General features: G+C 72.5%; 20 protein-coding genes and 1 tRNA gene. 11 read left to right on the forward strand and 10 right to left on the reverse strand.

Annotated features, from left to right (window positions below; translation table 11 throughout):
- Positions 1–17: 17 nt before the first annotated feature.
- The 3 genes from CP977_RS13725 to hutU are packed head-to-tail and all read right to left on the reverse strand — an operon-like array spanning position 18 to position 4,275.
- Positions 18–1,358 carry a formimidoylglutamate deiminase gene (locus tag CP977_RS13725; protein WP_062755003.1) on the reverse strand — a complete coding sequence of 447 codons (1,341 nt, stop codon included), beginning with the start codon at positions 1,356–1,358 and terminating at the stop codon, positions 18–20.
- The gene (locus CP977_RS13730; RefSeq protein ID WP_104860697.1) at positions 1,349–2,578 is read right to left on the reverse strand and encodes an allantoate amidohydrolase; all 1,230 of its coding nucleotides are present in this window, start codon (positions 2,576–2,578) and stop codon (positions 1,349–1,351) included. Before CP977_RS13730 ends, CP977_RS13725 begins: the two co-directional genes overlap by 10 nt.
- A gap of 17 nt (positions 2,579–2,595) precedes the next feature.
- Entirely contained in the window at positions 2,596–4,275 is a 1,680-nt protein-coding gene (hutU, locus tag CP977_RS13735; RefSeq protein WP_062755001.1) for a urocanate hydratase, read from the reverse strand.
- 154 nt (positions 4,276–4,429) lie between these two features.
- Here hutU and CP977_RS13740 point away from each other — a divergent pair, with 154 nt between their 5' ends.
- The 6 genes from CP977_RS13740 to CP977_RS13765 all read left to right on the forward strand — a co-directional run bounded on the left by CP977_RS13740 (position 4,430) and on the right by CP977_RS13765 (position 8,773).
- Positions 4,430–5,818 (forward strand): type III PLP-dependent enzyme domain-containing protein, encoded by a 1,389-nt coding sequence (locus CP977_RS13740; RefSeq protein ID WP_152370183.1) that lies wholly within the window; start codon positions 4,430–4,432, stop codon positions 5,816–5,818.
- 64 nt (positions 5,819–5,882) lie between these two features.
- Positions 5,883–6,362, forward strand: a complete 480-nt coding sequence (locus tag CP977_RS13745; protein WP_109187146.1) for an SRPBCC family protein — start codon at positions 5,883–5,885, stop codon at positions 6,360–6,362.
- Between the two features lie 163 nt (positions 6,363–6,525).
- Complete coding sequence (locus tag CP977_RS13750; protein WP_109187147.1) at positions 6,526–6,969, forward strand: hypothetical protein; 444 nt, start codon at positions 6,526–6,528, stop codon at positions 6,967–6,969.
- Positions 6,966–7,742: a hypothetical protein gene (locus CP977_RS13755; RefSeq protein ID WP_104860503.1), complete on the forward strand. Its 777-nt coding sequence runs from the start codon at positions 6,966–6,968 to the stop codon at positions 7,740–7,742. Before CP977_RS13750 ends, CP977_RS13755 begins: the two co-directional genes overlap by 4 nt.
- Positions 7,742–8,284, forward strand: coding sequence for a roadblock/LC7 domain-containing protein (locus CP977_RS13760; protein WP_104860502.1), 543 nt, complete (start codon positions 7,742–7,744; stop codon positions 8,282–8,284). Before CP977_RS13755 ends, CP977_RS13760 begins: the two co-directional genes overlap by 1 nt.
- Positions 8,285–8,401: 117 nt before the next feature.
- Positions 8,402–8,773 carry a hypothetical protein gene (locus tag CP977_RS13765; RefSeq protein ID WP_030215919.1) on the forward strand — a complete coding sequence of 124 codons (372 nt, stop codon included), beginning with the start codon at positions 8,402–8,404 and terminating at the stop codon, positions 8,771–8,773.
- Positions 8,774–8,794: 21 nt separating this feature from the next.
- Here the strand turns inward: CP977_RS13765 and CP977_RS13770 are convergent, their stop codons facing one another.
- Positions 8,795–9,640: a MurR/RpiR family transcriptional regulator gene (locus CP977_RS13770; protein ID WP_062754991.1), complete on the reverse strand. Its 846-nt coding sequence runs from the start codon at positions 9,638–9,640 to the stop codon at positions 8,795–8,797.
- Positions 9,641–10,058: 418 nt separating this feature from the next.
- Entirely contained in the window at positions 10,059–11,447 is a 1,389-nt protein-coding gene (locus tag CP977_RS13775) for a cystathionine beta-synthase (protein ID WP_062754989.1), read from the reverse strand.
- 103 nt (positions 11,448–11,550) lie between these two features.
- Here CP977_RS13775 and CP977_RS13780 point away from each other — a divergent pair, with 103 nt between their 5' ends.
- The 3 genes from CP977_RS13780 (at position 11,551) to CP977_RS13790 (ending at position 15,070) form a co-directional block, all read left to right on the forward strand.
- On the forward strand, positions 11,551–12,594 hold the full coding sequence (locus CP977_RS13780) for an SGNH/GDSL hydrolase family protein (protein ID WP_208420703.1): 1,044 nt from the start codon (positions 11,551–11,553) through the stop codon (positions 12,592–12,594).
- Between the two features lie 187 nt (positions 12,595–12,781).
- Positions 12,782–14,002 (forward strand): acetyl-CoA C-acetyltransferase, encoded by a 1,221-nt coding sequence (locus CP977_RS13785; RefSeq protein ID WP_062754985.1) that lies wholly within the window; start codon positions 12,782–12,784, stop codon positions 14,000–14,002.
- A 249-nt stretch (positions 14,003–14,251) separates the two neighbouring features.
- Positions 14,252–15,070, forward strand: a complete 819-nt coding sequence (locus CP977_RS13790; RefSeq protein ID WP_183953337.1) for a hypothetical protein — start codon at positions 14,252–14,254, stop codon at positions 15,068–15,070.
- A 15-nt stretch (positions 15,071–15,085) separates the two neighbouring features.
- Here CP977_RS13790 and CP977_RS13795 read toward each other — a convergent pair whose 3' ends face one another.
- From CP977_RS13795 to CP977_RS13810, 4 genes are all read right to left on the reverse strand, one after another.
- On the reverse strand, positions 15,086–15,415 hold the full coding sequence (locus CP977_RS13795; RefSeq protein ID WP_062754981.1) for a hypothetical protein: 330 nt from the start codon (positions 15,413–15,415) through the stop codon (positions 15,086–15,088).
- A 111-nt stretch (positions 15,416–15,526) separates the two neighbouring features.
- A complete protein-coding gene (locus CP977_RS13800) occupies positions 15,527–16,429 on the reverse strand; it encodes a Bax inhibitor-1/YccA family protein (RefSeq protein WP_104860501.1) in 903 nt (300 codons plus the stop codon).
- Positions 16,430–16,610: 181 nt separating this feature from the next.
- Positions 16,611–18,005, reverse strand: a complete 1,395-nt coding sequence (locus tag CP977_RS13805) for a DUF2079 domain-containing protein (protein WP_062754979.1) — start codon at positions 18,003–18,005, stop codon at positions 16,611–16,613.
- A gap of 372 nt (positions 18,006–18,377) precedes the next feature.
- Positions 18,378–18,462, reverse strand: a tRNA-Leu gene (locus CP977_RS13810).
- A gap of 388 nt (positions 18,463–18,850) precedes the next feature.
- Here CP977_RS13810 and CP977_RS13815 point away from each other — a divergent pair.
- Both CP977_RS13815 and CP977_RS13820 read left to right on the forward strand, forming a co-directional pair.
- On the forward strand, positions 18,851–19,621 hold the full coding sequence (locus CP977_RS13815; protein ID WP_062754977.1) for an ABC transporter ATP-binding protein: 771 nt from the start codon (positions 18,851–18,853) through the stop codon (positions 19,619–19,621).
- 89 nt (positions 19,622–19,710) lie between these two features.
- Positions 19,711–22,242, forward strand: coding sequence for an ABC transporter permease (locus CP977_RS13820; RefSeq protein ID WP_062754975.1), 2,532 nt, complete (start codon positions 19,711–19,713; stop codon positions 22,240–22,242).
- A 75-nt stretch (positions 22,243–22,317) separates the two neighbouring features.
- On the opposite strand, the gene CP977_RS13825 is transcribed toward CP977_RS13820, so the two are convergent.
- The gene (locus CP977_RS13825) at positions 22,318–23,616 is read right to left on the reverse strand and encodes an SAM-dependent methyltransferase (protein WP_152370184.1); all 1,299 of its coding nucleotides are present in this window, start codon (positions 23,614–23,616) and stop codon (positions 22,318–22,320) included.
- Between the last annotated feature and the right edge of the window lie 187 nt (positions 23,617–23,803).

Below are 23,803 nucleotides of genomic sequence, written 5' to 3' on the forward strand. Positions count from 1 at the left end.
GGTGAGGGGTGTCTCCTTCAGCCGCGCAGGGCGGCGATCGAGTCGGCGAGGGCCCGGGGCACGTCCGGTACGGACCGGTGGACCCCGTCCCGTACGACGTGGCGGCCGCCCACGACCGTGTGACGCACATCCGCTGCCGACGCTGCGAATACCGCCGTCTCGGCTGCCAGACGCGGTGCCGGTCCCGCTGTCCTGACGGAGTCCAGGGCGATCGTCGTGAAGTCGGCGAGGGCGCCCGGCGTCAGCTCGCCCGCCTCCTGCCGGCCGAGGGCCGCGTGGCCGTCCGCGGTCGCCGCGCGCAGCAGCGCGGCCGCCGTCCAGTGGCCGCGGATGTGGGTGCGCAGGCGCTCGTTGAGCTCCATGGCCCGCGCCTCTTCGAGGATGTCCACGACCGCGTGGCTGTCGCTGCCCAGGGAGAGGGGGGAGCCGGCGCGCTGGAGGTCCACCGCCGGGCCGATGCCGTCCGCGAGGTCGCGTTCGGTCGTCGGGCACATGCAGGTGCCGGTCGAGGACGAGCCGATGAGGGCGACGTCGCCGGGGGTGAGGTGGGTGTTGTGGACGCCCGTGGTCCGGGAGCCCAGTACGCCGTGTTCGGCCAGGAGTTGTGTGGGGGTGAGGCCGTGGGCCGCCAGGCAGGCGTCGTTCTCGGCGGTCTGCTCCGAGAGGTGGACGTGGAGGGGGGCCTCCCGCCGCCGGGCCCAGTCGGCCACCGTGGCCAGCTGGTCCGCCGGAACGGCCCGTACGGAGTGGATCGCCGCCCCGATCCGTACGCCGTCCCGCTCCTTGAGCGCCGACGCCCGCTCGGCCCAGGCGTCCGCCGTGCCGTCGGTGAAGCGGAGCTGGTGGTGCTCGGGCGGGGCGCCGAAGCCGGAGGAGAGGTAGGCGGTGTCGAGGAGGGTGATGCGGATGCCGGCCTCGGCGGCGGCCGCGATCAGGGCCTCGCCCATGGCGTTGGGGTCGGCGTACGGGGTGCCGCCGGGGGCGTGGTGGAGGTAGTGGAACTCGCCGACGGAGGTGATGCCGGCGAGCGCCATCTCCGCGTACACCGCGCGGGCGAGGGCGAAGTAGCTGTCGGGGGTGAGGCGTTGGGCGACCTTGTACATGGTGTCGCGCCAGGTCCAGAACGTGCCGGAGCCGACCTGGACCGTGCCGCGCAGGGCGCGGTGGAAGGCGTGCGAATGGGCGTTGGCCAGGCCCGGGATCGTCAGGCCGCGCAGGACCTCCGCGCCCGGGGGCGGGGTCTCCACGCCCGTGCGGACCGAGGTGATCCGGCCGTCCGCCGTCTCCAGGGCGACGCCCGGCTCGACGGTGGGGTCGAGCCAGGCGTGCTCCAGCCAGTACGTGGTCGTCAGCGGCACGCCAGCTCCTCCAGTACGTCGGCGAGTGCGCGGACCCCGGCCAGGCAGTCGTCCTCGGCCGCGAACTCGGCCGGGGAGTGCGAGACGCCCGTGGGATTGCGTACGAACAGCATGGCGGTCGGGATCGATTCGGACAAAATACCCGCGTCGTGGCCCGCGCCGGTACCGAGGACCGGGACCTTGCCCGAAGGACCCGTGGTGCCGGTGGCGCTCGCGGCCGCGTCGCCCAGGATCCGGGACAGTTCGTCGCGCAGGGCGTGCGAGAAGTCCACGACCGGGGTGAAGGACTCGCGGACGACCGTGAGGTCGATGCCGTGGCGGTCGGCGTAGTCGCGGGCCGCCGTCTCGACGCCCGCGACGACCGCGTCCAGGGCGTCCTGGTCGGCGGCGCGCGCGTCGAGCCAGCCGCGCACGAGGGAGGGAATGGCGTTGACGCCGTTCGGCTCGACCGCGATCTTGCCGAAGGTGGCGACGGCACCCGCGAGTTCGGCCTCGCGGCGGGCGGCGAGGACGGTCTCGGCGTAGGTGAGCATCGGGTCGCGGCGGTCCACGAGCCGGGTGGTGCCGGCGTGGTTGGCCTCGCCCGCGAAGTCGTACCGCCAGCGGCCGTGCGGCCAGATGGAGGAGGCGATGCCGATCGCGTCGCCGGACAGGTCGAGGGCCCGGCCCTGTTCGACGTGCAGTTCCACGAAGGCGCCGATGCGGGCCAGCCGCTCCGGGTCGGGGCCGATGGCGTCGGGGTCGTACCCGGCGGCCTCCATGGCCTGCGGGAGGCTGATCCCGTCGGCGTCGCGCAGCTCGTACGCCTGCTCCTTCGTCAGGCGTCCGGCGGTGAGGCGGGAGCCGACGCAGGCGAGGCCGAAGCGGGCGCCCTCCTCGTCGCCGAAGTTGACGATGGCGAGGGGGCGCTTGAACGAGACGCCCCGGGCGCGCAGTTCGTCGAGCGCGGCGAAGGAGGAGACGACGCCGAGGGGGCCGTCGAAGGCGCCGCCGTCGGGGACGGAGTCCAGGTGGGAGCCTGTGACGACGGCGTCGCCGGCCGTGGGGTCGCCGAGCCAGGCCCACTGGTTGCCGTTGCGGTCGGTCTCGACGTCCAGGCGGCGGGCCTCGGCCTGCATCCGGAACCAGAGGCGGCAGTCGGCGTCGGCGTCCGTCCAGGCGTAGCGGCGGTAGCCACCGGAGGCGGCGCTGCGGCCGAGGGGCCGCAGCGACCGCCACATGGCGTGGAAGGTCTCGCTCACGCGGAGGCCCCGGAAGCGTCGTCGCCCTCGCGCATCGGGATGCGGACGCCCTTCTCGTCGGCGACCCGCTCGGCGATGTCGTAGCCCGCGTCGACGTGCCGGATGACGCCCATGCCGGGGTCGTTGGTCAGCACGCGGCGGATCTTCTCTCCCGCCAGCGGGGTGCCGTCGGCGACCGAGACCTGGCCCGCGTGGATGGAGCGGCCCATGCCGACGCCGCCGCCGTGGTGGAGGGAGACCCAGGAGGCGCCGGAGGCGACGTTGACCATGGCGTTCAGGAGCGGCCAGTCCGCGATGGCGTCGGAGCCGTCGAGCATGGCCTCGGTCTCGCGGTACGGGGAGGCGACCGAGCCGCAGTCCAGGTGGTCGCGGCCGATGGCGAGGGGGGCGGCGAGGGTGCCGTCGGCGACCATGTCGTTGAACATGGCGCCGGCCTTGTCGCGCTCGCCCTGGCCGAGCCAGCAGATGCGGGCCGGGAGGCCCTGGAAGTGGACGCGCTCGCCGGCCATCTTGATCCAGCGGTGCAGGGACTCGTTCTCCGGGAAGAGGTCGAGGATCGCCTTGTCCGTCTTGTGGATGTCGCTCGCCTCGCCGGAGAGGGCGGCCCAGCGGAACGGGCCCTTGCCCTCGCAGAACAACGGGCGGATGTAAGCCGGGACGAAGCCCGGGAAGGCGAAGGCGCGGTCGTAGCCGGCGAGCTGGGCCTCGCCGCGGATCGAGTTGCCGTAGTCGAAGACCTCGGCGCCCGCGTCCATGAAGCCGACCATGGCCTCGACGTGCCGGGCCATCGACTCGCGGGCGCGGGTGGTGAAGCCGGCCGGGTCCTTCGCCGCCGCGTCGGCCATGTCCTCGAAGGCGATGCCGACGGGGAGGTAGGAGAGCGGGTCGTGGGCGGAGGTCTGGTCCGTGACGATGTCGATCGGGGCGCCCTCGGCCAGCATGCGGGGCAGCAGGTCGGCGGCGTTGCCGAGGAGGCCGATGGAGAGCGGGCGGCGCGCGTCGCGGGCCTCGGTCGCGAGCTGGAGGGCGTGGGCCAGGTTGTCGGCCTTCACGTCCAGGTAGCGGTGCTCGATGCGGCGCTCGATGGCGCGCGGGTCGCAGTCGATGCAGATGGCGACGCCGTCGTTCATCGTCACGGCGAGCGGCTGGGCGCCGCCCATGCCGCCGAGGCCGGCGGTCAGGGTGATGGTCCCGGCCAGGGTGCCGCCGAACTGCTTCGCGGCGACGGCGGCGAAGGTCTCGTACGTGCCCTGGAGGATGCCCTGGGTGCCGATGTAGATCCAGGAGCCGGCCGTCATCTGGCCGTACATGGTGAGGCCGAGCTGCTCCAGGCGCCGGAACTCCTCCCAGTTCGCCCAGTCGCCGACCAGGTTGGAGTTGGCGATGAGGACGCGCGGGGCCCACTCGTGGGTCTGCATGACGCCGACCGGGCGGCCGGACTGGACGAGCATCGTCTCGTCCTGCTTGAGGGTGCGCAGGGTGCGGACCATCGCGTCGAAGGAGCGCCAGTCGCGGGCGGCCTTGCCGGTGCCGCCGTAGACGACGAGCTTGTCGGGGTGCTCGGCGACCTCGGGGTCCAGGTTGTTCTGGAGCATCCGGAGGGCGGCCTCCTGCTGCCATCCCAGGGCGCTCAGTTCCGTACCGCGCGGGGCCCGTACGGGGCGGGGTCCTGACATGGCGGTGCCTCCTCGAATGTCGTTCAGATATTCACATCCTGGCGGCATGAATAGATGTAGTCAACAGGGCCCGCCCTCATCGCGCGGTCCCACGCGGTGCCGCACCGGCACGGGAGACCCGGCGCCCTCCCGCTCCCGCACCCGATGGACCACCATGGGTCCCATGGCCTCCTCCCGTCGCGATCTCGCCGTCCGCGCCTCCGTCGACCAAGGACTCCTCTCCCCCGCCGAGCCGGTCGTCGCCCTCCTCGACACCGCCGGCATCCGCGCCTCCGCCGCCGCCCTGACCGGCGCCTTCGCCGCCGTCACCGACGCTCCCGTGCTGCACGCCTTCGCCGTGAAGGCCGCCCCGCTCGTCCCCGTCCTGCGCCTGCTCCACGAGGCCGGGATCGGGGCCGAGGTCGCGAGCCCCGGCGAGCTGGCCCTCGCCCGCGCCGCCGGGGTCCCGCCGGAGCACACCGTGCTCGACTCCCCCGCCAAGACCCCGGACGAGCTGCGCCGGGCCCTCGCGCTCGGGGTCGCGGTCAACGCCGACAGCCTCCAGGAGCTGGACCGGCTCGACGCCCTCGTGGCCGCCGGGCCCACCGCCTCGCCCCTCGGCCTCCGGGTGAACCCGCAGGTCGGAGCCGGTTCCATCGGCGCGCTCTCCACCGCGACCGCCACCTCCAAGTTCGGCGTGGCGCTCCGCGACGAGGGCGCCCGCAAGACCGTCGTCCAGGCCTACCTGGACCGCCCCTGGCTGACCCGGCTGCACACCCACACCGGCTCCCAGGGCGTGCCGCTCGCCCTGATGGCGGAGGGGGTCGGGGCGGCGTACGCGCTCGCCGAGGAGATCAACCGGGCCGCCGGCCGGCAGCAGGTCGACACCCTGGACATCGGCGGCGGACTGCCGGTGAACTTCGCCTCCGACGAGGAGACGCCGACGTACGCGGAGTACGCCCGGCTGCTCGCCGACACCGTCCCCGGCCTCTTCGACGGCCGCTACCGGCTCGTCACCGAGTTCGGGCGCTCACTTCTGGCCAAACACGGCACGGTCCTCGCCCGGGTGGAGTACACCAAGACCTCCGGGGGCCGCCCGATCGCCGTCACCCACGCGGGCGTGCAGCTCGCCACCCGTACGGTCTACGCCCCCGGCTCCTGGCCGCTGCGCGTCCTCGCGTACGACTCCGAGGGCCGGCCCCGCACCGGGGAGACCGCCGTCCAGGACGTGGCGGGGCCCGCCTGCTTCGCCGGGGACCTGATCGCCACGGGCCGCGAGCTGCCGCTGCTGCGGCCGGGGGACGTGGTGGCGGTGCCGGACACCGGCGCGTACTACTTCGCCCACCACTACGCGTACAACAGCCTGCCCCGGCCGGGGGTCCACGGCTTCGCCGTGGCGGAGGACGGGACGGTGACGTTCACGGCCGTACGGAGGGCCCAGACGCCCGAGGAGATCGTCGCCGAGGCGGGCGGGGACCTGGCGGACGCGCTGGTACGGCCCCCGGGCGGGCGGGACGAGGACCGGCCGTCCGGTAGCGCCGCCCCGGAGCCCCGGCTTCCATGAGGACATGACCGGTGAAGGCGCGACGGGCGAGGGCACGACAGGCGAAGGCGCGGCAGGTGAGGACATGACCGGAACGGACGCGGGCACCACCTCCGTCGTCGTCGAGCGGCGGGTCGCCGCCTCCCCCGGGCCGGTCTGGGAGGCGATCACCGACCTGCCGGACCTGCCCCGCTTCCTGACCGGCGTCCGGAAGGTGGAGGTGCTCACCCCGGGCGGCTTCGGCGTGGGCACGCGCTGGCGCGAGACCCGCCGGATGCTGGGCCGGGAGGCCACGGAGGAGATGACCGTGACCGCGTGCGAGCCGCCCGACCGGTACGTCACCGTCGCCGACTCCCACGGCACGCACTACGTCTCCGAGCTGACCCTCGCGCCCGACGGGACCGGGTCCACCGTCCTGCGGATGTCCTTCTCCGCCCGGCCCGCGCACGGGCGCGCCCCCGGTCTCCTCGGCCGGGCGTTCGCCCGCCTCGGGGCGAAGGCGGTCGCCAAGGCGCTCGCGAAGGACCTGTCGGACATCGCGCGCGCCGTGGAGTCCCGGGCCTGACACGGCGCCGTGGCAGATGTCCGCCATGAACGAGGGATCAATTTCCGTCAGACCCGGGCATGTTCCGATGGAAAATGCCAGAACACCTCCCACGGACCGGAACGTTCAGTAGCGTCACCGTTACTGCCGCACGTTCGCACGCCGCATCGGGAGGGGAATCCGCGTGCCCGGAATCGACGAGTGCCTGACGGAGGCCATGACCCTACCGGGTGCTCGGGGCGCCTCCCTGGTCGACTGGACCAGCGGCCTCGCGCTGGGAACGGCGGGCGAGTCGCCCGTCGGGGACCACGAGACCACGGCCGCCGAGACCGCCGAACTGGCCCGCTCGGCGGCCGAATTCGACACCTTCCTGGCAACGGACGACGACGCGGGAGGGACCGGCGGGGCCGGAGGGTCCGGGGACGACGGGAGACCCGAGAAGGCCGGCGGGCCCCCCGTCGAGGACCTGATCGTCACCACCCGGGCCGGCTACCACGTCCTCCGCTTCGTCGAGACCTCCTTCGACAGCAGCGTCTTCCTCCACCTCTGGCTCGACCGCGAGACCGGCAACCTCGCCCTCGCCCGCATGAGACTCCGCGACATAGCCGAGAAGCTGGTCCTCGGATGAGCGCGGTCGCCACCCCCGTCTCCCCGATGCTGGTCCGGCTCGCCGCCGAGAAGGCCACCGGCGCCCTGCTGCGCGACCACGGCACGCTCTACCTGGTGGACGGCCGGGTCGTACACGCCGAGAGCCCCGCCGCCCCCGGCGTCGACGTCCTGCTCACCACCGGCGGCCGGCTGCCCCGGGAGAACTGGGACGAGGCCGTCGACCGGGCCGGCGCCCACCGCGCGGTCGGCCGCTTCCTGGTCGACAGCGGCCGGCTCCAGGACGGGGAGCTGGAGATCTGCCACCTCGGCGCCGTCTTCGACGCGGCCTTCTTCGCCCTCTCCCCCACCAGCGGGCCGACCCGCTTCCGGTACGGGGTGGGGCACTGGTTCGGGACGGTGCGGCCGGTCTCGGCCGAGGCCGTCGAGCGCGAGACCGTGCGCCGCCGCGAACTCCTCGACGCCGTCTGGCCCTACCCCGCCGTGGACACCGCCCCGGTCGTCCCCCGCCCCGCCGCCCCCGGCCAGACCACGGGGGCCCGGCAGCGCGCCCTCCTCGCGGCGGCCGACGGCGAGCGGACCCCGGCGGAGCTGGCCCGGCTGCTCGGCCGCCCCGCCTTCCACACGCTCCTCGACGTACGGAGGCTCGCCGCCGCCGGTCTCGTCGAGACCCCGCTGACGCCCGACCCCGACCCCGTGCCACCGGCACCGGCCCTCTTACCCGTCCTGCCGGTGCCCGATCCCGACATCGCCCTGCTGCGCCGGCTCCGTGACGCCCTGGAGGCACACCTGTGATGAGGCGTGCCCTGCGCATGCGCGCCGAGAGGAGACAGCTCATGACGGCAGAAGCCGAGGTCCTCGGCGAGCTGAGACGGCTGCGGGCGCGGCTGCCCCAGCTCACCGGAGCCCTGGCGGCCAGCGCCGACGGACTCGTCCTGGCCCACGACACCGTGGACGGCGAGGCCGAGAGCGTGGCCGCGCTGACCGCGGCGGCGCTGGGCGTCGGCCAGCGCCTGACCGACTCCACCGGTCAGGGCCGCTTCCGCGAACTGCTCGTACGCGGCGAGAGCGGCTACGTGGCGACGTACGCGGCGGGCGGCTCGGCCGTCCTGACGCTGCTCGCGGAGCCCCGGATCAACGTGGGGCGGCTCCATCTGGAGGCCCGCCGGTCCAGCGCCCGGATAGGCGAGCTGGTCGACGGCGCCCTGGAGCGCAGGGAGCCGAACCGGCTGGGGCAGCTCCCGCCCCCGTACCCGGGCAGGCCCCCGCTCCCGGGGAAGCCGCCGCCCGCCGCGGGACCCCCGGTCCGGGAGGTCCGCCGCCCCGGGAGCCCGTAGCCGGGGAGCCCGCGCCCCCAGGGCCCGCACCTCCTGAAACCCGCACCCCGGAAGCCCGCAATCCCCGAAGCCCGCAACCCAGAAGTCCGTAACCCCAGAAGGAAGAAGTACGACACCATGGCGAACACCGAGACCTCCCTCAAGGAAGCGGCCTCCATCGACGGCGCGATCGGCGCTGCCCTCGTCGACTACACCAGCGGCATGGCGCTCGGCACGATCGGCGGCGGCAAGGAGCTGGACCTGAACGTGGCCGCGGCCGGGAACACCGACGTCGTCCGGGCCAAGGTCCGGGCGATGGAGATGCTGGGCCTGAACGACGAGATCGAGGACATCCTCATCACCCTCGGCACCCACTACCACCTGATCCGGCTGCTCAAGGGCCGCAACACCAACGGCCTCTTCCTCTACCTGGCCCTGCACAAGGACCGGGCGAACCTGGCGATGGCCCGCCACCAGCTCAAGAAGATCGAGAACGAGCTGGAGGTCTGACGGCCGGAAGGCTCCGGCCGGCTACTCGACGAACAGGCCCCGCGCCGCCGCCTTCGTGTCGAACTCCTCCAGACGCGCCTGCGCGTCGGGGAGTTCGTCGGCCATGGCCTCCAGGAGGACCCGGCCGAGCATCATGGGGGCACAGGCGGTGTCGAAGGCGAGCCCGGTGCCGACGGCGGCCGGGATCAGCAGGTCGCTGTGGGCGGCGACGGGCGCGAACGCCGAGTCGGCGACGGTCACGACCGCGAGCCCGGCCGCCCGCGCGTACTCCAGGGCCTCGACGACCTCGCGCGGGTGCCGGGGCAGCGCGAAGCAGAGCAGGGCCGTGGCCCCGGCCCGTACGGCCGCGTCGACGCGGTCCGTGAGCATCGAGCCGCCCTCGTCGAGGAGCCGCACGTCCGGGTGCACCTTGGCGGCGAAGTAGGCGAAGCCACGCGCCTGCGAGGAGGCGGCCCGCAGCCCGAGCACGGGCAGCGGGCGGGAGCGGGCGAGCAGCCGGCCGGCCCGTTCGACGGGCCCGGGGTCGGCGAGCAGTCCGGCGAGGTGCCGGAGGTTCTCGATCTCGGCGAGGACTGCCTGCTGGTACTCGTTGTGCTCCTCGCCCCCGCCGGACCCCGCTCCGGCCTCGGGGGGCGCGACCTCGCGCAGGTGGCGGCGGAGCGCCGGGTAGCCGTCGAAGCCGAGGGCGACGGCGAAGCGGGTGACGGAGGGCTGGCTGACCCCGGCGAGCTCGGCCAGCTCCACACTGGACAGGAACGGCACGTCTCCGGCCCGCCGCACCATGCAGTGCGCGATCCGCCGCTGGGTCGGCGTCAGCCGATGCCCCTCGAAGAGGGCCTGGAGCCGACCGGCCGGGCTGTCGCTCACGTCGCCCTCCCCTTTCACCTATTCACTCACCCGTCACTCTGCATAAGGATATGCACGATCGCGGGCGGGCGGGGTCGGGAAAGAGGACACGGAAAAGACACGCGGAAGGGCCCCCGCACCGGCGGGGGCCCTTCCGCGAAGCTTGGCGCGGGGACCGCCGCACCCCCGTTGCCGGGGGGCGGGACGACGGCGGTCCCCGCGAGGGACACGGGCCCGGGTCAGGGCCGGTCCGCGTCCGCGGCGTCTCTGGAGGCCCGGGAGCCGCTCCGGAAGTCCGTGACGCCGACGAGGAACAATCTGCCGGACCCGTGTTAAGCGGGTGCTGCGCGGACGTGACGCGCTCGTACCAGTTGCGCGAACACCCCCGCGCGACCCGCTCCCGAGCCCACCCGGCGGCGCCGTACGCCCGCTCCCGGACCTACTTCGCGGTGCCGCCCGCCAGGAAGGCCAGCAGGTCCTGGCGGCTGACGACGCCGGTCGGCTTGCCCTCGACCAGGACGATCGCCGCATCGGCGGACTCGCCCAGGACGGCCATCAGGTCGGCCACGGGCTCGCCGGAGCCGACCTGCGGCAGCGGCGCGCTCATGTGCCGCTCCAGCGGGTCCTCCAGGGAGGCGCGCTTGGTGAAGAGGGCGTCGAGCAGTTCGCGCTCGACGACCGAGCCGACGACCTCGGCGGCCATGACGTCGGGGTGACCGGCGCCCGGCTTCACGATGGGCATCTGGGAGACGCCGTACTCGCGCAGCACCTCGATGGCCTGGCCGACGGTCTCGTCCGGGTGCATGTGGACGAGGGAGGGCAGGCCGCCCTCCTTGTGGCGCAGGACGTCGGCGACGGTGGCGGAGGTGGTGTCCTCCAGGAAGCCGTAGTCGGCCATCCACTCGTCGCTGAAGATCTTGGACATGTAGCCGCGGCCGGAGTCCGGCAGCAGCACGACCACGACGTCGTCGGGGCCCAGCTCGCGGGCGACCTCCAGGGCCGCGACCACGGCCATGCCGCAGGAGCCGCCGACGAGGAGGCCCTCCTCCTTGGCGAGGCGGCGGGTCATCTGGAAGGAGTCCTTGTCGGACACGGCCACGATCCCGTCGGCGACCTTCCGGTCGTACGCGCTGGGCCAGAAGTCCTCGCCGACGCCCTCGACCAGGTAGGGACGGCCCGAGCCGCCCGAGTAGACGGAGCCCTCGGGGTCGGCGCCGATGACCTTGACGGCGCCGCCGCTGGCCTCCTTGAGGTAGTTGCCCGTGCCGGAGATGGTGCCGCCGGTGCCGACGCCCGCGACGAAGTGGGTGATCTTCCCGTCCGTCTGCTCCCACAGCTCGGGACCGGTGGTCTCGTAGTGCGAGCGCGGGTTGTTCGGGTTGGAGTACTGGTCGGGCTTCCACGCGTTCGGCGTCTCGCGCACGAGCCGGTCCGAGACGTTGTAGTACGAGTCCGGGTGCTCAGGGTCGACGGCCGTGGGGCAGACGACGACCTCGGCGCCGTACGCGCGCAGCACGTTGATCTTGTCGAGCGACACCTTGTCGGGGCAGACGAAGATGCACTTGTAGCCCTTCTGCTGGGCCACGATCGCCAGGCCGACGCCGGTGTTGCCCGACGTGGGCTCGACGATGGTGCCGCCGGGCTTCAGCTCGCCGCTGCGCTCGGCCGCCTCGATCATCCGCAGGGCGATCCGGTCCTTGACCGAGCCGCCGGGGTTGAAGTACTCGACCTTGGCCAGGACGGTCGCCTGGATGCCCTCTGTGACGTGGTTGAGCTTCACCAGCGGGGTGTTGCCGACGAGGCTGATCATCGAGTCGTGGAATTGCACCGTAATCTCCGGGGTCTCCGTAATGGTGTGGCCAGCGTATGCGTAGTCGGAGCGGGTTACGGGGCAGTTACACCCTGAACGGCTTGAAGGAGGTGACGGCCCCATGTCGAGGGCGAGGGTGGCGCGGCGGATCGCGGCGGGTGCGGCGTACGGCGGTGGGGGCATCGGGCTCCTCGGGGTCGCGACGGTGGGGGTCCTGCTCGCCGAGGCGCACATCGCGAAGCGGACCGTGGGCGGCGGGGCGGCCCCGCTGCCGCCCGCGGCGGACGGGCTGTACGGGCGGGCGTTCGGGACGGAGGACCCGCTGCGGCTGGCCCTTCTGGGTGATTCCACGGCGGCGGGCCAGGGCGTGCGCCGCACCGGCCAGACCCCGGGCGCGCTGCTCGCCTCGGGGCTCGCGGCGGTGGCGGAGCGGCCGGTGCGGCTGCGGAACGTGGCCCTGTCGGGGGCGCGCTCGGACGACCTGGAGCGGCAGGTGTCGCTGCTGCTCTCGCAGCCCCTGGGGCCGCCGGACGTCTGCGTGATCATGATCGGGGCGAACGACGTGACGCACCGGATGCCGGCGACGGAGTCGGTGCGGCTCCTGGCGGCGGCGGTGCGGCGGCTGCGGACGGCGGGCTCGGAGGTGGTCGTCGGCACCTGCCCGGATCTGGGCACGATCGAGCCGGTCTACCAGCCGCTGCGCTGGCTGGCCCGGCGGGCGTCGCGGCAGCTGGCGGCGGCGCAGACGATCGTGGTGGTGGAGCAGGGCGGGCGGACGGTGTCGCTCGGCGACCTGCTCGGTCCGGAGTTCGCGGCGAACCCGCGCGAGATGTTCGGGGTGGACAGCTTCCACCCCTCGGCCGAGGGGTACGCGACGGCGGCGATGGCCGTCCTGCCGACGGTCTGCGCGGTGCTCGGCGCGTGGCCGGAGGCGGACCGCCTGGAGCCGGCGCGGCGGGAGAACATGCTGCCGGTCGCGAAGGCGGCGGCCGAGGCGGCGCGGGAGGCGGGCACCGAGGTCACGGGCGCCCGGGCGCCGTGGGCCCTGCTCAAGCACCGCCGCAGGCGGCGGCTGCCGGTCGCCTCGGAGGCGGAGGCCGCCGGGGCCCCGGCGGAACCCGCCCCTTCGCCGGAGGCCCCCGCGTCGGAGGCCCCCGCCAACTGATCGTCCGGCGGGAGCCCGGGGGCCCGGGAACAAACCCCCGGCAGGTGCCGTTCCCGAAGGAGCGGCCCTTCCTGAGCAACCGCTTAGAAAAGAGGCCCGCATCACACGTCCGTCCCGGTGACCCCGTGCGGTACGTACGGGTAACTTCCCTTTCAGTCCGCTCACTCCGCACCCTCATGGAGCCGTGATGCCCGAAGCCGTGATCGTCTCGACCGCCCGTTCCCCCATCGGCCGGGCCTTCAAGGGCTCCCTGAAGGACCTGCGCCCGGACGACCTGACCGCGACCATCGTCCAGGCCGCCCTGGCGAAGGTGCCCGAGCTGGACCCGCGCGACATCGACGACCTGATGCTGGGCTGCGGTCTGCCCGGCGGCGAGCAGGGCAACAACCTGGGCCGGATCGTGGCCGTGCAGATGGGCATGGACCACCTGCCGGGCTGCACCATCACCCGTTACTGTTCCTCCTCGCTCCAGACCTCCCGGATGGCGCTGCACGCGATCAAGGCGGGCGAGGGCGACGTCTTCGTCTCGGCCGGCGTCGAGATGGTCTCCAGCTTCACCAAGGGCAACTCGGACTCCCTGCCCGACACGCACAACCCGTTCTTCGCCGAGGCCGAGGCCCGCACCGCCGAGGTCGCCGCCTCCGAGGGCTCCACCTGGCACGACCCGCGCGAGGACGGCCTCGTCCCCGACGCGTACATCGCCATGGGCCAGACCGCCGAGAACCTGGCCCGCCTCAAGGGCATCGGCCGCCAGGAGATGGACGAGTTCGGCGTACGGTCGCAGAACCTCGCCGAGCAGGCCATCAAGAACGGCTTCTGGGAGCGCGAGATCACCCCGGTGACGCTGCCGGACGGCACGGTCGTCTCGGCGGACGACGGCCCGCGCGCGGGCGTCACCCTGGAGGGCGTGCAGGGCCTCAAGCCGGTCTTCCGCCCCGACGGCCTGGTCACCGCCGCCAACTGCTGCCCGCTCAACGACGGCGCCGCCGCCCTGGTGATCATGTCCGACACCAAGGCCCGCGAGCTGGGCCTGACCCCGCTGGCCCGGATCGTCTCCACCGGCGTCTCCGGCCTCTCCCCCGAGATCATGGGCCTCGGCCCGGTCGAGGCGTCGAAGCAGGCCCTCGAGCGCGCCGGCCTCACCATCGACGACATCGACCTGGCCGAGATCAACGAGGCCTTCGCCGCCCAGGTCATCCCCTCCTACCAGGAGCTGGGCCTGGACCTGGACAAGGTGAACGTCAACGGCGGCGCCATCGCCGTCGGCCACCCCTTCGGCATGACCGGCGCCCGCATCACCGGCACCCTGATCAACAGCCTCCAGTTCCACGACAAGCAGTTCGGCCTGGAGACCATGTGCGTCGGCGGCGGCCAGGGCATGGCGATGGTCATCGAGCGGCTGAGCTGAACCCTGCTCTCCTCCTGGACGGCGGCCAACCACGTCGCGTCCCAGCCGTGACCGAATCTCCCCCAGGATGTGACCTACATCCCGGGGGAGTTCGTTTTCCCAGGTCAGAGCGGTTTCGGGACCAAACGCCCGGCAGAAATACCTGTCCAATTCGTGACGTAATGCACTGACAGCGGCCCCCGCCTCACGACAAGCTGAGGTAGGAAGTCGGGGGATCGACTCGGAATCGGGAGTACGTCAGTGAGCGCCATGCCTCTTGCCCTGCTGCTGACCACGGCCGCCGCCGCGGCCGTGGGCGCTGCCGCCCTGCACGCCGTCCACGGTCTCCGCAAGCAGGTCACCGCCCTGCGGCGCGAGCTCGCCGCCGGGCACGGCGCCACGGTCCCCGCGGCCCGCGCCACGCCCGCCGCCGAGATACGGGCCGCGGTCGCGGAGGCCCTGGCCGAGGAGCGCGAGCGCGAGCTCGCCGAGGCGCGGGCCTTCTGGGCCGCGCAGGAGGCCCGGGACGCCGCCGACGCACCGTCCCTGCTGGGCGGTCTCGGCGGTCCCGCCGAGGACGGCTCCTTCTTCGTGCCGCGCCAGAGCGACTTCGTGGGCCTGGAGGCGATGGCCCTGGAGGCCATGGAGGCCGAGGCGGCGGCGCTCGACGGCGCCGTGGAGCCGGTGGACGAGTTCCCCGAGGACTCCCCGGAGCTGGCCGCGGCCCGGCGCCGGCACCCCTCGCACCCGGACTTCGTGCCGGTGCAGACCCCGGTCGTCACCGACCACGAGCGGACGGTGGCGCGCCTGGAGGAGCTGGCCGACACGCGCACGGCCCTGACCGACGTCCGCCCGGGCCCGCTCGGCACCCTGGACGTGTACGTCTTCGCGGACGGCACCACGCTCTGCATGACCCCGGGGCACCGCGAGACCGCGGAGCGCCTGGCGGAGGCCCTGCGCGCGGGTCGGATCCCGGTCCTGCTCGGCGGTTCGGGCGTCTCCGGCGCCTTCGCCCTGACCTTCTCGTACGGCGACACGGACGAGGAGAACGTCTACATCCTCGCGGACCGCGTGATCGCCTCCATGTAGGCCGGGAAACGGCCTCTACAGCCCCGAGCGCTCCGCCGCCTCCCGTACGAGCCCCACGGCCTCGTCCAGCTCCCCCTCGCGGGGGCCGGCCGGGGCCGTTCGCAGTGCCTCGGCCAGGTCGCTCCCGGCCACCGCCAGCTGGTCGGCCACCGTGAAGATCCCGGCGTCCGGCATGGTCCTCGGCTCCCGGTCGGGGTCCTCGACGCGCTGCGCGCGCACCGCGAGCTCCCGGGCGAGGGCCAGTCCCTCGGCCGCCGCGCCCCGCTGGAGGCGGCTCTGCGGGGCGGCCCGCAGCCGGTCGGCGAACCGCTCCACGGCGGCGGTCAGGTCACTCGTATCAAGCACCCCGCGACCCTACGCGCCGCCCCGGGCCTCCCGCCAACGGGTCCGGGAACGCGGAAGGGCCCGCCCGGCGCGATGCCGGACGGGCCCTTCCCCCCGAGTCGGGGGCGTGCGTCAGTCGTCGCCCTGGAGGATCGACAGCAGACGCAGCATCTCCAGGTAGATCCACACCAGGGTCATGGTGAGACCGAAGGCGGCCAGCCAGGCCTCCTCGCGCGGCGCGCCGTAGTTCACGCCGTCCTCGACCTGCTTGAAGTCGAGGGCGAGGAAGCAGGCGCCCAGGATGATGCCGATGACGCCGAACAGGATGCCCAGGCCGCCGCTGCGGAAGCCGAGGCCGTCACCGCCCGCGAAGACCGCGAACAGCAGGTTGGTCACCATGAGGAGCATGAAGCCCATCGCGGCGGCCATCACGAAGCCGTAGAAGCGCCGGTTGACCCGGATCCAGCCCATCTTGTAGGCGATGAGCACGCCGGCGAAGACCGCCATGGTACCCAGGACCGCCTGGATGACGACGCCGTCGGCGATGTACGTCGAGACGGCGGCCGAGATCACTCCGAGGAAGACGCCCTCGAAGGCGGCGTAGCCCAGGATCAGCGCGGGCGACGGCTTGCGCTTGAAGGACTGCACGAGCGACAGGACCAGGGCGACCAGGGCGGCGCCGATGGCGATGCCGTAGGACTTGCCCAGGTTGGCCGGGTCGACCGGCAGCAGCAGCCAGGACAGGACGGCGGTGAGCACGACCGTGCCGAGCGTCATGGCCGTGCGGCTCACGACGTCGTCGATCGTCATCACGTTGCCGCGGGCCTGCTGCGGGGCGCCGAGCTGCGTGTCCTGCGGGGCGTACGGGTTGGTCGCGTACGGGTTCGTCGCGTCCCCGGCGTACGGGTTGCCGGTGGCGTACGGGTTGGTTCCGACGGCGGGGCCCCCGGCCTGCGGCTGCTGCGCGTTGAAGCCCGCGTAGCCGTTGTCGCGGCTGAACCCCCGTCGCGAGAAGACCGGGTTGCTGCTCCTCATCTCACTCCTCCATGGCGGACCGCACGGCGCGGCCTTGCGTCAAGGGTAATGCGTAGGCAAAAGAAACTCCCTAGTGCCCGGGGAGGATCTTTCCCTCATCTTCTCGCTCTTCCTCCCCGGTGGCGCGGGGTGTACGCACCCTCCGCCGCGGCTGTGTGCCCGGGCCCGGCCGGCCCGGTCCTCAGGGCCGTCCCGTAGGGCCTCCGACCCGCTCCAGGAGGGTGATCCCGCTCCGGCGCTCGACGATCCGGTAGCCGGGGACGTGCGGGGCGGACGATTCCAGGGACTTTCCGACGGCGCATTCCAGGTCGGACGGATCGGCGTTGTCGTAGACCATCCACCGGGGCGGTTCCTTCGGCACGAAGGAACGGGGGAAGAGACACACTTCGCTGACGGTGGTCCGGTACGCGAGCTGGGCCGCCAGGCGATTGGACGCGGCCACCGTGGCGCCGTCGGGGATCTTCCCGAGGATTTCGTCGGTCACGCGCACGTGCTCGGACGCGACCCAGGTCCGCGGCAGCACGAGTTCGTGGAACGGGGCGGTGAAGAAGGTGACGCCCGTGGCCACCGCGCCGATCACTCCGGCGTGCAGGAGCCTGCGGGTGATCGTCCGGCCCGAGGCGACCGCGTGGACGGCGGCGGCGAAGGCGACCGGCATCAGGACCGCGCTGTAGTGGAAGTCCATTCCCCAGTAGTTGGGGAAATCGGAGGTGAAGCGCCAGCCGAGGGTGGGGAGCATGACGATCAGCAGCGGGGAGCGGACCGCCAGGAATCCGGTGGGGGCCAGGAGCATGAGGACCGTGAGCCATTTGACCGGCGGCCAGAAAGTCGCCGCGGCCTTCACCAGGAGGCTCTTCTCCTCGGGTTCGGCTGGCGGCCAGTAGGCGAACTCGCCGAGCGGATTGACGGACGGCAGGACGACGAACATCGCGAGGAGCGTCGCCACCACGCCGAAGAGGGTCAGCGCGATCCCCGCGCGCCGGGGCCCCTTCCAGGCGACGTACGCGCCGATCGCCGCCACCGTGAGCCCCAGGTCCTCCTTGACCAGGACCAGGGGGATCGCCCAGAGGACGGCCGCGCGCCACCTCTCGCGGCCGGCGGCGCACACGGAGAACGCGAGCAGCGGCACCGCGAAGGCCACTTCGTGGAAGTCGAACTGGACGAGTTCCGCGATGCCCCAGGAGGCCCCGTAGGAGATTCCGATCCAATAGGCGAATTTCGGTCCCTTCACGTCGAGGGCCCACAGTGTGATCGGAATGACGGAGACCGCGACCAGGGCCGCCTGGCACACCAGGAGCGTGTAACTCGACGGGAAGACCTTGTAGACGGGTCCGAGAATCGCGAGGATCGGGTGGAAATGGTCCCCGAGCGCGTTGTACCCGGTTCCCTTGAGAGGCGCGTACGGAGCCGTGAACTCCGAGTAGGACTTCGCTATCTGGGTGAAGATACCCAGGTCGTATCCGGTCGTGAGGTGTATCGCGTGACGCCGGGCGGACAGGGCCAGATAGACCAGGAAGAAAATCCCGGAAAGGAGGAGGGCGGGCTTCCTCGAATACCGATCCGCCGATTTCGGCACCTTTCTTCCGGGTGCCGTGCCACCCCCTTCCGGTGCGCGCCGCTGAGAGGGCACTGCCGAAAGGTTCAGGATATTCATGTCGACATGAGAACCTAACAGGAGGCGGAGGGGACCTTAGGGTAACAGGGGTGGTCGACGGCTCCCGGGGGCACTGCGGGCGCCCGGACGGACGGCCGGATGAGCAGGCGGGCGAGCGGCCGGAACGGAGCGGTCCACTCCGTACGCGCGGCGCGACCAGGAGCGCGTCAGGGTGCGTCCGGGGCGCTTCAGGGGCACGTCCGGGGTGCCTCAGGGGTACGTCCCGGCCTTCCCGTGGCCCCGGCGGGCCGGCGGAGAACGGACGCCCCCGCCGGTCGGCGGCACTGTCATCGGTGGTGCCCGGAACCGGACTCGAACCGGTACGGCCCGAAGGCCAGCGAGGTTTAAGCTCGCCGTGTCTGCATTCCACCATCCGGGCGTCGCGAACCTCCGCGTTGGCACATGAGCCTATCGGGGCGCTTCCCTCGTTCAGCTGAACATCGCCCCTGATGTTGTCTTATTTTATTGAGGTCTGAGGGTGCGTCAGCGCAGGTGGGGGCCTTTTCGGCGAACTGTGACCGGGGTCGCAGGCGCAAACCGGCACCCCAGGGAATGACGAAAAGTCGTCGCATTTGTGTCACCTCGGCGCGGAGGCCCCCGGGCGGCGGCTCTCGGGGGTCCGGTCATACCTCAGGAGGAGGGGCGGGGGCCCCGGTCCGACTCGAGACTGCCCCGGGAACGGGCACGTGGGCGGACGTCCCGGAGCGGAACGCTCGACACGATGGAGGGGTTCCCGAAACAGCCCATCAGTGACAGGAGTCCTCCTCGTGACCACCTCCCCCACCGTGTCCCGCGCCACCGCGGTGGCCGCCCGCGCCACGGATCTGACGAAGGTCTACGGACAGGGCGAGACCCAGGTGGTCGCGCTCGACCACGTCACCGTGGACTTCCGGCAGGGCGAGTTCACCGCCATCATGGGCCCCTCCGGTTCCGGCAAGTCGACGCTCATGCACTGCGTCGCCGGCCTCGACTCCTTCTCCTCCGGCTCCGTGCGGATCGGCGAGACCGAGCTGTCCACCCTGAAGGACAAGCACCTCACCCAGCTGCGCCGGGACAAGATCGGCTTCATCTTCCAGGCGTTCAACCTGCTGCCGACGCTGACGGCCATGGAGAACATCACGCTGCCGATGGACATCGCGGGCCGCAAGGCCGACAAGCAGTGGGTCCAGCAGGTCATCGACATGCTCGGCCTCTCCGGCCGGCTCACCCACCGCCCCACCGAACTCTCCGGCGGCCAGCAGCAGCGCGTGGCCGTGGCCCGCGCGCTCGCCTCCCGACCCGAGATCATCTTCGGCGACGAGCCCACCGGAAACCTGGACTCCCGCTCGGGCGCCGAGGTCCTCGGCTTCCTGCGCAACTCGGTCCGGGAGCTGGGCCAGACCGTCGTCATGGTCACCCACGACCCCGTCGCCGCCTCCTACGCGGACCGCGTGATCTTCCTCGCGGACGGCCGGATCGTCGACGAGATGCTGAGCCCGACGGCGGACGGCGTGCTCGACCGCATGAAGGCCTTCGACGCCAAGGGCCGTACGAGCTGACGCGCGGACGCCGGAACCGGACCCGAACCGGTACGGCCCCGCCCAGCAGCCCCGATACCCGCCCGCTCCCCTTTCGTTCAGGACACCCCATGTTCCGTACCGCCCTGCGCAACGTGCTCGCGCACAAGGCGAGACTGCTGATGACCGTCCTCGCCGTGATGCTCGGCGTGGCCTTCGTCTCCGGCACCCTCGTCTTCACCGACACCCTCTCCCAGGCCTTCCGCAACCAGTCGGCGAAGAGCTACGACGACGTCGCCGTCGCCGTCGAGATGTACCCGAACCCCGAGGACGCCCGGCAGGCGCCCGGCCTCTCCCAGAAGGACGTCGACGAGGTCGCCGGGCTCGACGGGGTCGCCTCCGTCGCCCCGCGCGTCGGCGGCTTCGCGGGCGTGCCCGACAAGAACGGCAAGCTGATCGGCGTCGGCTGGTCCAACAAGGGCACCAACTTCGCCCCCGGCAAGGACGGCAAGGACCGCGCGTACGACTTCGCCTCGGGCACCGGGCCGGTCCGCGCCGACCAGATCGCGCTCGACCGGGACTCCGCCGACAAGGGCGGCTACAAGGTCGGCGACACCGTCCGCGTGGCCACCAACGGCCCGGTGAAGGAGTACGTCCTCTCCGGCGTCTTCACCACCGAGGACGGCGCCGTCAACGCCGGCGGCAGCCTCGTCCTCTTCGAGACCTCCGTGGCCCAGAAGCTCTACCTGAAGCCCGGTTACTTCCAGGACCTGACCGTCACGGCCGCCCCCGGCGCGCAGGCGGACAAGCTGCTCGACGAGGTCCTGAAGGTGGTCCCGAAGGCGGCCACCGCCCAGACCGGGCAGGCCCTCGCCGACAAGCAGGCCGAGGACATCGAGGCCGGGCTCGGGGCCCTCAACCAGACGCTGCTCGGCTTCGCGGGCATCGCGCTCTTCGTCGGCGTCTTCCTGATCTCCAACACCTTCACGATGCTGGTCGCCCAGCGCACCAAGGAACTGGCCCTGATGCGCGCGGTCGGCGCCTCGCGCAAGCAGATCACCCGCTCCGTCCTCGCCGAGGCCGGTCTGGTCGGCCTGGTCGCCTCGGCCGTCGGCCTCGCCCTGGGCGTCGGCCTGGCGGTCGCGCTCAGGTCGGCCATGAACGCCTTCGACCTGAAGATCCCGGCCGGCGGCCTGGTCATCGGCCCCGCGCCCGTCGTCTCCGCGTTCACCGTCGGCGTCCTGATCACCATGCTCGCCGCCTGGCTGCCCGGCCGCCGCGCCGCGAAGATCCCGCCGGTCGCCGCCATGAACAGCGTGCACGCCACCGCGAGCACCAAGTCGCTCGTCGTGCGGAACTCCATCGGTGCCGCGTTCACCGCGCTCGGCGTCGTCCTGATCGTGCTCGGCGCGGGCAAGGGCGGCGACACCGGCCGCATGCTCATCGCGGGCGGCGCGTTCCTCACCCTCATCGGCGTGATCGTGCTGATCCCGATGCTGTCGCGGCCCGTGATCGCCCTGATCCGCCCGCTCTTCGTCGGCCTGTTCGGGATCTCCGGCAAGCTCGCCGGCCTGAACGCGGTCCGCAACCCGCGCCGCACCGGCGCCACCGCCTCCGCGCTCGCCATCGGCCTGACCCTGGTCACCGGCCTCTCGGTGCTCGGCGCGACCGTCGGCGCGGCCATCGACAAGATGACCGTCGACCAGATCAAGGCCGACTACATGGTGGTCATGGCCAGCGGCGACAGCCTGGGCGAGGAGGCCATCACCGCCCTGGCGAAGGCCCCCGGCGTCACGGCCGTCTCCCCGCAGCAGGCCGGCGCCCTGGAGATCGAGGGCTCGTACGTCTCGGCCTCCGGCGTCACCCCCGGCGACATCGAGAAGGTCCTCAACCTCCACGTCGTGAACGGTTCGCTGGCCTCGCTCAAGGAGGGGAAGATCGCGATCGCCGACAAGACCGCCGAGAAGCGCGGCCTGAAGGTCGGCGACACGGTCCCGGTCGAGTACCTGGACAAGGCCAAGGACAAGCTGACCGTCGGCGCGATCTACGAGGAGAGCGAGTTCGTCTCCCCCGTCATGATCGACCGCAAGCTGATCAACGCCCACGAGCAGCAGCCCTACACGCGGGAGGTCTACGTCGCGATGGACGGCGGCGCCTCCGCCGCCAACGCCGAGGCGCTGTCGAAGGCCATGGGCGACAACCCGGGCATCACGGTGATGAACCACAAGGACATCCGCGACGCCTTCGGCGGCCCGATCAACATGCTCCTGAACATCGTGTACGGCCTGCTCGGCATGGCCCTGATCATCGCCGTCCTCGGCGTCGTCAACACCCTCGCGATGTCCGTCTTCGAGCGCCAGCAGGAGATCGGCATGCTCCGCGCGATCGGTCTCGACCGGCGCCGGGTGAAGCGGATGGTCCGTCTGGAGGCCGTGGTCATCTCGGTGTTCGGCGCGATCGTCGGCATCGGCCTGGGCGCGTTCCTCGGCTGGGCGATCGGCGAGACCTTCAAGAACAGCCTGCCGGGCTACGCCCTGGTCCTGCCCTGGGAGCGGATCGGCGTCTTCCTGGTCCTGGCCGGTCTGGTCGGCGTCCTCGCCTCGCTGTGGCCGGCCCGCAGCGCGGCCCGCCTGAACATGCTCGCCGCCATCAAGACCGAGTAACCGCCCGCGGCACCACCGGCGAAGGGCCGGCCTCCCCGTCCGGGAGGCCGGCCCTTCCCCGTACGCGCGCCGGGGTCAGGCCTTCTCGTCCCAGACCCGCGTCCGCAGCGGCAGCCCGCTCGTCCCCGACGTCGGGGTCTTCACGGCGAGAAACTGGTTCACGCCGATCCGGTTGCGTTCGAAGGAGACGGCGGAGGCGGCCATGTAGAGCCGCCAGACGCGGGCCCGGCCCGGCGAGACGAGGCGGACGGCCCGGTCCCACTCCGCCTCCAGGTTGGCCACCCAGCGGCGCAGGGTGAGGGCGTAGTGCTCGCGCAGGGCCTCCACGTCCCGGACCTCGAACCCGGCGTCCTCCAGGGTCGTCAACGTACCTCCCATGGGCGCGAGTTCGCCGTCGGGGAAGACGTACGCGTCGATGAAGGGGTCGATCGCGTAGGCGGCCTCGTCGGGCTCGGGGCGCCGGGAGATCTGGTGGTTGAGGAGCCGCCCGCCGGGCCTGAGGAGCCCGTACAGGGTGTCGGCGTACTCCCGGTACTTCACGGCGCCTACGTGCTCGGCCATGCCGATGGAGGAGATCGCGTCGTACGGGCCGTCGGTGACGTCCCGGTAGTCCTGGACGCGGATCTCGATCCGGTCCGCCAGGCCCTCCTCGGCTATCCGCTTGCGGGCGTGGGCCGCCTGTTCGCGGGAGAGCGTGATGCCGACGACCCGGGCGCCGTACTCGCGGGCGGCGTGCAGGGCCATGGAGCCCCAGCCGCAGCCCACGTCGAGGAGCCGGTCGCCCTCCTTCAGGGCCAGCTTGCGGGCGACCAGGTCGAGCTTGGCGCGCTGGGCCTCCTCCAGGGTGCCGCCGGGGGTCCAGTACGCACACGAGTAGACCATCGAGGGTCCGAGGACCAGGGCGTAGAAGTCGTTGCCCACGTCGTAGTGGTGGCTGATCGCCTGCCGGTCGCGGCGTCTGGTGTGCCGGCCGCCGCTGCGGCCGCGGACCTCCTCGGCCGGCGGCGCGGGCGGCGGCAGGGGTCCGGCGAGCTCGAGCAGGGAACGGGCGGCGGCGCGCAGCCGGGGGTCGCGGGCGGCGGCGAGCAGGCCCGGGGAGTCGGCGTCGCGCTCCCAGAGGATTCCGGAGAGCCGGTCCAGGACCTCGTACAGGTCCCCCTCGACGTCGAGTTCCCCGGCCACCCAGGCGCGGACCGCGCCCAGTTCGCCGGGCTTCCAGATCATCCGGCGCAGGGCGCGGCGGTCGCGGACGACCAGGACGGGGGCGCCGTCGGGTCCGGCCTCGCTGCCGTCCCAGGCCCGCAGCCGGACCGGGAGCGGTCCTCCGAGGAGTTCTTCCGCGAGAGTCGTCAGCCGCGTCGCGGCGTCGGCCATGGTGCCACCTCCGTGATCAGTGCCCCAGAAATGTCCGTCACCAGGGGAACACCGTCGGTGGGCACCGGCACTCCCGGTGCGGTGCAACGAGTCGGCAAAACACGCGAAGGGCCGTCCGCACCACGGATGGCGGACGGCCCTTGCGGGGGTACTGCGGGTACTACGGGTATGGCGGGTACTGCGGTCC

The sequence above is a fragment of the Streptomyces cinereoruber genome (genome assembly GCF_009299385.1).
Taxonomy (GTDB): domain Bacteria; phylum Actinomycetota; class Actinomycetes; order Streptomycetales; family Streptomycetaceae; genus Streptomyces; species Streptomyces bikiniensis.

Excerpts from the sequence above, each read along its gene's own strand:
- CP977_RS13780 (WP_208420703.1), top strand. The coding sequence starts at position 11,551 with ATGTCGAGGGCGAGGGTGGCGCGGCGGATCGCGGCGGGTGCGGCGTAC.
- CP977_RS13800 (WP_104860501.1), bottom strand. The coding sequence starts at position 16,429 with ATGAGGAGCAGCAACCCGGTCTTCTCGCGACGGGGGTTCAGCCGCGAC.
- CP977_RS13825 (WP_152370184.1), bottom strand. The coding sequence starts at position 23,616 with ATGGCCGACGCCGCGACGCGGCTGACGACTCTCGCGGAAGAACTCCTC.
- CP977_RS13745 (WP_109187146.1), top strand. The coding sequence starts at position 5,883 with ATGACCGGAACGGACGCGGGCACCACCTCCGTCGTCGTCGAGCGGCGG.
- CP977_RS13820 (WP_062754975.1), top strand. The coding sequence starts at position 19,711 with ATGTTCCGTACCGCCCTGCGCAACGTGCTCGCGCACAAGGCGAGACTG.
- CP977_RS13755 (WP_104860503.1), top strand. The coding sequence starts at position 6,966 with ATGAGCGCGGTCGCCACCCCCGTCTCCCCGATGCTGGTCCGGCTCGCC.
- CP977_RS13730 (WP_104860697.1), bottom strand. The coding sequence starts at position 2,578 with ATGTGGCGGTCGCTGCGGCCCCTCGGCCGCAGCGCCGCCTCCGGTGGC.
- CP977_RS13790 (WP_183953337.1), top strand. The coding sequence starts at position 14,252 with ATGCCTCTTGCCCTGCTGCTGACCACGGCCGCCGCCGCGGCCGTGGGC.
- hutU (WP_062755001.1), bottom strand. The coding sequence starts at position 4,275 with ATGTCAGGACCCCGCCCCGTACGGGCCCCGCGCGGTACGGAACTGAGC.
- CP977_RS13740 (WP_152370183.1), top strand. The coding sequence starts at position 4,430 with ATGGGTCCCATGGCCTCCTCCCGTCGCGATCTCGCCGTCCGCGCCTCC.
- CP977_RS13760 (WP_104860502.1), top strand. The coding sequence starts at position 7,742 with ATGAGGCGTGCCCTGCGCATGCGCGCCGAGAGGAGACAGCTCATGACG.
- CP977_RS13765 (WP_030215919.1), top strand. The coding sequence starts at position 8,402 with ATGGCGAACACCGAGACCTCCCTCAAGGAAGCGGCCTCCATCGACGGC.
- CP977_RS13785 (WP_062754985.1), top strand. The coding sequence starts at position 12,782 with ATGCCCGAAGCCGTGATCGTCTCGACCGCCCGTTCCCCCATCGGCCGG.